Source organism: Psychrobacillus sp. MER TA 171 (genome assembly GCF_023713305.1).
GTDB lineage: Bacteria > Bacillota > Bacilli > Bacillales_A > Planococcaceae > Psychrobacillus.
This window is the reverse complement of record NZ_JAMAWN010000010.1, coordinates 135,671-142,706: the sequence shown is the minus strand read 5'-3', so window position 1 is coordinate 142,706 and position 7,036 is coordinate 135,671. Positions and strand designations below refer to the sequence as shown.

At 37.1% G+C, this 7,036-nt stretch carries 6 protein-coding genes; 4 read left to right on the top strand and 2 right to left on the bottom strand.

Annotation, left to right across the window (positions count from 1 at the left end; translation table 11 throughout):
• Nucleotides 1-129: 129 nt before the first annotated feature.
• Complete coding sequence (gene hutG / locus M3627_RS11515) at nt 130-1,059, bottom strand: formimidoylglutamase (RefSeq protein ID WP_251555653.1); 930 nt, start codon at nt 1,057-1,059, stop codon at nt 130-132.
• 117 nt (nt 1,060-1,176) lie between these two features.
• Here hutG and M3627_RS11510 point away from each other — a divergent pair, with 117 nt between their 5' ends.
• Both M3627_RS11510 and M3627_RS11505 read left to right on the top strand, forming a co-directional pair.
• Nucleotides 1,177-2,055 (top strand): LysR family transcriptional regulator, encoded by an 879-nt coding sequence (locus M3627_RS11510; protein ID WP_251555652.1) that lies wholly within the window; start codon nt 1,177-1,179, stop codon nt 2,053-2,055.
• Between the two features lie 263 nt (nt 2,056-2,318).
• On the top strand, nt 2,319-3,878 hold the full coding sequence (locus M3627_RS11505) for a malate:quinone oxidoreductase (RefSeq protein WP_251555651.1): 1,560 nt from the start codon (nt 2,319-2,321) through the stop codon (nt 3,876-3,878).
• A gap of 98 nt (nt 3,879-3,976) precedes the next feature.
• Here M3627_RS11505 and M3627_RS11500 read toward each other — a convergent pair whose 3' ends face one another.
• Nucleotides 3,977-5,392, bottom strand: a complete 1,416-nt coding sequence (locus M3627_RS11500; RefSeq protein ID WP_251555650.1) for a glycoside hydrolase family 18 protein — start codon at nt 5,390-5,392, stop codon at nt 3,977-3,979.
• Between the two features lie 347 nt (nt 5,393-5,739).
• On the opposite strand from M3627_RS11500, the gene M3627_RS11495 reads away from it, so the two are divergent.
• Both M3627_RS11495 and splB read left to right on the top strand, forming a co-directional pair.
• A complete protein-coding gene (locus M3627_RS11495) occupies nt 5,740-5,961 on the top strand; it encodes a transcriptional regulator SplA domain-containing protein (protein WP_169359786.1) in 222 nt (73 codons plus the stop codon).
• Nucleotides 5,962-5,973: 12 nt separating this feature from the next.
• Nucleotides 5,974-7,002: a spore photoproduct lyase gene (gene splB / locus M3627_RS11490; RefSeq protein WP_251555649.1), complete on the top strand. Its 1,029-nt coding sequence runs from the start codon at nt 5,974-5,976 to the stop codon at nt 7,000-7,002.
• Nucleotides 7,003-7,036 lie beyond the last annotated feature (34 nt).

Here is a 7,036-nt window from a genome sequence, read left to right as displayed (position 1 = left end):
TTCTTTTTTAAAAGCAGAAAAATGAGAGGTTTATTTGGTATGCGCAAAAAGTGTTCATTTGGAAAGTATCACTTAAGTAATTTCCAATTCATTTCTTTTTTTCGCTTGACATATTACCACTGGGCTTGTTTATTCGAAACTATTCATAATTACTTCATTGATATAGTAAGCTCCCAATTTTGCCGTCCGGTTATCTACATCAAGTAAAGGGTTGACCTCACAAATACTAAAGCTGACTGTTTTTTTATGAGAAGCCATTTGGCGTAGAATGTCTCGGACCTTTACAGCTGATAAGCCAAATGGTGATGGTGCACTGACTCCAGGCGCCTCCGCAGCATTTAAAACATCCATACAAAGTGTAACGAGCAACACATCATGTGTATCCATAAAATTATGTAAGTCTATAGTAAACGAAGGGAAGTCCAACTGTTCATCTGTAAAATAACTCACATTATACTGATCTGCTAGATCAAATAAGGCAGTGGTATTGCCATATTGTTGAATACCGCAAACGAAATAATCTGCATTTGGATCCTCATCTAAAATTTGCTTAAACATAGTGCCTGAGGAAGGCTGTTTATCGTATGAGCGCATGTCAAAGTGTGCATCTATATTAATTAATCCAATGGAAGCATCTGGACCAAATGCTTTTCGCACACCTAAATACTGTCCATACAATGTTTCATGCCCACCGCCTAGTACGATCGCCTTTCCATTTGATAAGATGTTGGAAACCTTATCTCCTAGTTCACTTTGAGCTTGCTCTAATTCATTGCCTTCACAAATGACATCCCCATAATCTATTAAAGCGTTTTCATAATTTGGATGACGCCAAGGTAATGTTGCTAACTGCTTACGTAAAGCGAGAGGTGCATTCTTTGCTCCAATGCGTCCGTTGTTACGTTGTACTCCTTCATCACATGCAAAGCCAATTATTCCAATGTTCCCTTGAGTCTCTGTAGATGCCAACTGCACTACTTGATGATAACGGTAATAAGTGTGGTCTGACTCATGATCAACGCGACCTTGCCATATTTTTAACTCTGTAGGTTTATGCATATTTCCACCCTCATTTATCTAAAAAATCATATTGTTAGTATAATTTTAAACATTTATAATAACCAATATTAATTTTTTATATTATAATAGTTTAAAACTATAAATGGGGGCGAAGAATTGGATTTACGAAAGATGTATTACTTTAATGCAACTGTGAAATATCGCAGCTTTTCCAGGGCAGCTAAAGCCTTGCATATTTCTCAGCCTTCATTAAGTAATGCCATTAAGGCACTTGAGCAAGAAATGGATACTCCGTTAATAGAAAGAACAACAAAGCAGTTTCAATTAACAGAAATGGGACAGCAGTTTTGGGAACGGTCAAAAGGCTTAGTTGCTCAGTTCGAGGTCATGCAAACAGAGTTAAAGGAGCTGGCAAAAGGAGAACAGTTAGAAATCAGATTAGGAGTAATTGAATCAGCAAATTATTGGTTGTCACAAGTCATTACTGATTATCAAAAGTTATATCCATCCAATCAGCTTACTCTTATTGACACGCTTTATAATCAAACAGTAAGACAAGCATTGCTAGGCTTACATGTACATGGAGTCATTACAAACCAGCACATTGTGGATGAAGAAATACAAAGTGAATTATTGTATAACGAACCCTATGTTGTACTTATAAAAAAAGATCATCCTTTTGCCGAAAAAGAACAACTTACACTGAAGGATTTTACTCATGAACCACTAATAATAGGGATGCCTGAGTTTGAAACAAGTGCACAAATATTAAAAGCATTTGAACGGGAAAATGTAACGCCACATATATCATATAAAATAGAAAGATTTGAAATGATAAAAGTATTAGTGGAGGAAGGTTTAGGAATTGCTATTCTACCCCAAAATTATGTTACGCAGCATCTATCTGACTCTTTACTAACACGCCCTGTTCATAGTGCATATTTAAATCGAAACGTGTATTTAAGCACCATGAAGGGACGTACATTTTCCAAGAGTATTTTAGTGCTTTTTGAACTCATAAAGAAGAGGCACTGATTATTTACAAGCATTATATTTGTTTCCGTTAGACAGGTTCGTATTTAAAGTATTTTGGTGGATTTTTTAGCCCCATTATCTAAATTAATTCACAATTTCTACACACTTTAAAAAAATCATTAATTATATTATAATAGAATAGATATTCTGAACTTATAAACAAATTTAAAGCAATAGTCACGGTTATATAGAGTCAGAAGCAGGTTAACTAACTCTTTGTTTTGGTAGCGTTAACAAGGCTTCTGCAAATATAAAGTATAGGGATGGTAAAAGTGAGCAACACAGAAACTAAAACAGATGTTATCTTAATTGGTGCCGGTATTATGAGCGCGACTTTAGGAACGCTTTTAAAGGAATTAGTACCGGAGTGGGATATAAAAGTATTTGAGAAGCTCGAAAGTGCAGGAGAAGAGAGCTCAAATGAATGGAATAATGCGGGAACAGGACATGCAGCTCTTTGTGAGCTCAACTACACTTCTGTAAGACCAGATGGTTCTATTGATATCACAAAAGCAATCAATGTAAATGAACAGTTTCAGGTTTCTATGCAATTTTGGTCTCATCTCGTAAAAAGTAATTTAATCGAGAATCCTCAGGACTTTATTATGCCTTTACCTCATATGAGTATGGTTCAAGGAACAGAAAACGTGGAGTTCTTGAAGAAGCGCTTTGAAGCGATGACCCAAAATCCATTATTTGAAGGAATGGAATTCTCTGATGATCCAGCACAGTTAAAAGAATGGATTCCATTAATCATGGAAAACCGTACCGCTAATGAAGCGATCGCTGCAACTAAAATTGACACTGGTACAGATGTTAACTTTGGTGCATTGACTCGTATGTTATTCGATCACTTAAAGACTAAAGATGTTAAAGTGAATTATAAGTCTAGTGTAGAGAATTTAAACCGTACTCAAGATGGCAAATGGGAAGTAAAAGTGAAGAACCTTGCAGAAGGCAAAATCGAGAACCATACAGCGAAATTCGTCTTTGTTGGTGGTGGAGGCGGAAGTCTACATCTCCTACAAAAATCGGGTATTCCTGAAGGAAAACATATCGGTGGCTTCCCAGTAAGCGGTATATTCATGGTTTGTAACAATCCTGAAATAGTTGCGAAGCATCATGCTAAGGTATATGGTAAAGCTGCTGTTGGAGCTCCACCAATGTCTGTACCTCATTTGGATACTCGCTTTATTGACAATAAAAAATCACTACTATTTGGACCTTTCGCTGGTTTCTCACCGAAGTTCCTAAAAACTGGATCGATGATGGATTTAGTAACTTCTGTTAAGCCACATAATCTCTTTACAATGCTAGCTGCAGGTGCCAAAGAGATGTCTCTAACAAAATATTTGGTCCAACAGGTAATGCTGTCTAAAGAACAACGCCTGGAAGAGCTACGAATCTTTATCCCAGATGCTAAAGCAGAGGATTGGGACTTGGTTGTAGCAGGCCAACGTGTACAAGTGATTAAGGACACAGAAGCTGGAGGAAAAGGAACTCTTCAATTTGGTACAGAAGTTATCACTGCAGAGGACGGTTCCATTGCGGCCTTATTAGGTGCTTCTCCAGGTGCCTCTACTGCAGTACCAGTTATGTTGGACGTTCTTAAACGATGCTTCCCAGATCATATAACGGAGTGGGAGCCAAAGATCAAAGAGATGATTCCATCTTACGGTATGTCTCTTATGAACAACCCAGAGCTACTTAAGGGTGTACATGCAGAAACAGCAGAAACGCTTCGACTAAAAATAGACCAAAAGGTAGCAGAGAACATGGAACCTTTGGAAGACGTTAGTGAAGTTATAGACGATATTGTATAAGCGATATTTTATAAATCATCAAGAACCTACCATCTTCAAATGATGGTAGGTTTTTTTCTTTATTTATAGTCACTCAACATGTAAATAAGAGATAGACTTTAATCTTTTATTTTCTTTACTACAAAGTTATCATCTAACAATACCCAGTTTTGAGGGAAGGAATAACCTAACACCCAATAACTAATGCCTCGCAAACGATATTGTTTGACTAAATTAAATTTAGCCTGAGCACTTCGAGCATCCTCAAACCAAACCTCATGTTTTTGTCCCTGCTCATCTGTGTAATTAAAAAAAGGTGATTGAGCCACTGTATCAAACTGTATTCTTGCTCCGTATTGGGTAGCCAATGTAATTGCATCCTGTGGGCTAAAGGTCTCTGCAATTTGTCCAGCTTCATGAGGAATTCTCCAGTCTCTTGCATATATTTGAAAGCCTAAAAATAGTTTGTCTGCAGGAATAACAGTTAAAGCATATTCTACTACCTTTTTCATTTGATTGACGGGGGAAATCGCTTGAGGAGATGCACCGCGCCAACCCCATTCATACGTCATTAGGATCACAAAGTCTGCAATTCTTCCATGTGCTTCATAATCATGTGCTTCATATAGCAAGCCGGATTGAGTCTCGCTAACTTTAGGAGCCACTGCAGTAGAAACAAAGTACCCTTTAGGATGAAGTGTATCGACTGCTAGCTGGAGAAAGGAGGTATAAGCATCTCTGTCTTCTGGTAATACGTTTTCCAGGTCAATATTCAATCCTCTATAACCCTTATCCTCCATAATCTGAAGAACGTTTGTCATCAATTTCTTTAATATATCTGGATTAGAGAAAATGACATGCATGAGATTAGTTCCAGCCTCAGTAGATGAAAAATTGGTGATCACCATCATTGGTACAATATTGTCGGTAACAGCTGCTTCTATTAACAGTTCGTCCTGTAAGGGCTCTAAATCACCACTTTCTGTAAGCTTGTAAGCAAAGGGACTAATATAGGTGAGTAGAGATTGAAGACTGTTTACCGTCTGGACGGCATCCTCTTCTTTCTGATAGGTATAGGCGTTCACTTCGACTAATGGCTTGACTCTAGGAATGATTAGTTGTGTTCCTGGATATAGGAGGCCAGGCGTTTGTATTTTATTTTGATTAATAAGTGCTTGAATAGTTGTTCCATAAAGGCTAGCAATTTGTCGTAGTGTTTCACCAGGTTGCACAACATGAATGATAGGAGGAATAAAAATTCGCTCACCAGGATATAAAAGATTTGGATTTGCTAGTCTGTTAGAAAGAAGAATAGTTTGTTCCGTTATACCATACTGTTGTGCGATTGACCAAAGAGTTTCGCCAGTTTGAACTGTATGATAGACTCCATAAATAGGAATAATAAGCGATTGACCAACCAATAGAGTATTTGGGTCAGGTAATTGGTTCGCTTGTAAAATCGCATTTATATCTATTTGGTACCGATTAGCAATTTCCCAAAGCGTATCTCCATTATTAACGACATATATAATCAATGGGCAGCTCCTTTTTTCTTAGGTTTACTAAAGCATATGTTTAGTTAACCGAATATAAATGTAGAACTTATACTTTTTTAAAATTCTCCTATTTATTTTTTCTAAGGGATGGCCTGTCTGAATGAAATAAGGATTAAAAAATTTCTTGATTACCGCAATATATGTAGTGAATCACAAATTTCTTTGTACTTAATATGTTAAAGGGTCTTTTAAAGAAATTATGATTTTGATTTCAATAACTAAACCATATTCGATTTATCGGATATGGTTTTTTCAATTGTATTTATTACATAAATTCTTTTAGAAAAGCCAAGCTAGTGAAAAAGCTAGGAGTGTGAGAGAAGCAAATGGAAGATTATACAGCAGGAGATATTGTTTACGTTTTTTATCGGAACCCCCATATCCAAAGTGTCGCTAACGTTCAATCAGCGGCAGTAGTAAATGATCCAGATAACCCGGATGGACTGGCTGTTTTTGTTTATGAAACGTATTATCCTTTAACAGCTGATTTGGCTATTTATACAAGCGCCTATGAAGCAGAGCAAGCGTATCGTCACTATTTTCAATAATGGAGGTTGAACATGAGAAAACCTTTTACACCTCAGCTTGTGTATTTTGAGCCTAAGGCACTTGATTATCCACTAGGTAGAGAACTGAAAGAAAAGTTTGAGAAGATGGGGAAAGAAATTCATTATACGACCTCTCATAACCAAATACGTAACCTTCCTGGAGATAATGACTTTCAAAAATACCGCATAGCTAAGTCTACGCTAGTTGTAGGAATCAGAAAAACCCTGAAATTTGATTCCTCTAAGCCTTCTGCGGAATATGCCATTCCTTTTGCTACTGGTTGTATGGGACATTGCCATTATTGCTATTTACAAACAACCATGGGAACCAAACCTTATATCCGTACATATGTGAATGTAGAGGAAATTCTCGGAGCAGCTGATAAGTATATGGAAGAACGTGCACCGGAGATCACAAGATTCGAAGCATCCTGTACCTCTGACATTGTGGGAATAGACCATTTAACTCATACCTTAAAAAGAGCGATTGAACATTTTGGTAAATCGGAATTCGGTAGACTGCGATTCGTGACGAAATTTCACTTTGTAGATCATTTATTAGATGCGAAGCATAATGGAAAGACCAGATTTCGCTTTAGTGTAAATGCGGATTATGTGATTAAAAATTTTGAGCCTGGTACTTCTCCATTAGACAAGAGGATTGAGGCTGCAGGGAAGGTTGCAAGAGCAGGATATCCACTTGGGTTTATTGTCGCTCCTATATATCTTCATGAAGGCTGGAAAGAGGGGTATTATCATATGTTTGAACGATTAGATGCAGAGCTTCCAAAGGATGCACGAGATGATATTACCTTTGAATTCATCCAGCATCGTTTTACGAAGCCTGCTAAAAAGGTGATCGAAAAAAACTACCCAATGACTAAGCTTGAACTGGACGAAGAATCCCGAAGAATAAAATGGGGGAAGTATGGTATAGGAAAATATATTTATCAAAAAGAAGAAGAGGAAGACATCAAAGAGCATCTATATAGTTATATGGAAAAGTTCTTTCCTAATGCAAAATTTGAATACTTTACTTAAAAAAACAGCCCGGTTCTTCACAGAATCGGGCTTT

What these genes read in the sequence shown, in the direction of transcription:
- hutG (WP_251555653.1), bottom strand. Translation starts at nt 1,059, where the DNA reads ATGCATAAACCTACAGAGTTAAAAATATGGCAAGGTCGCGTTGATCAT.
- M3627_RS11505 (WP_251555651.1), top strand. Translation starts at nt 2,319, where the DNA reads ATGGTAAAAGTGAGCAACACAGAAACTAAAACAGATGTTATCTTAATT.
- M3627_RS11495 (WP_169359786.1), top strand. Translation starts at nt 5,740, where the DNA reads ATGGAAGATTATACAGCAGGAGATATTGTTTACGTTTTTTATCGGAAC.
- splB (WP_251555649.1), top strand. Translation starts at nt 5,974, where the DNA reads ATGAGAAAACCTTTTACACCTCAGCTTGTGTATTTTGAGCCTAAGGCA.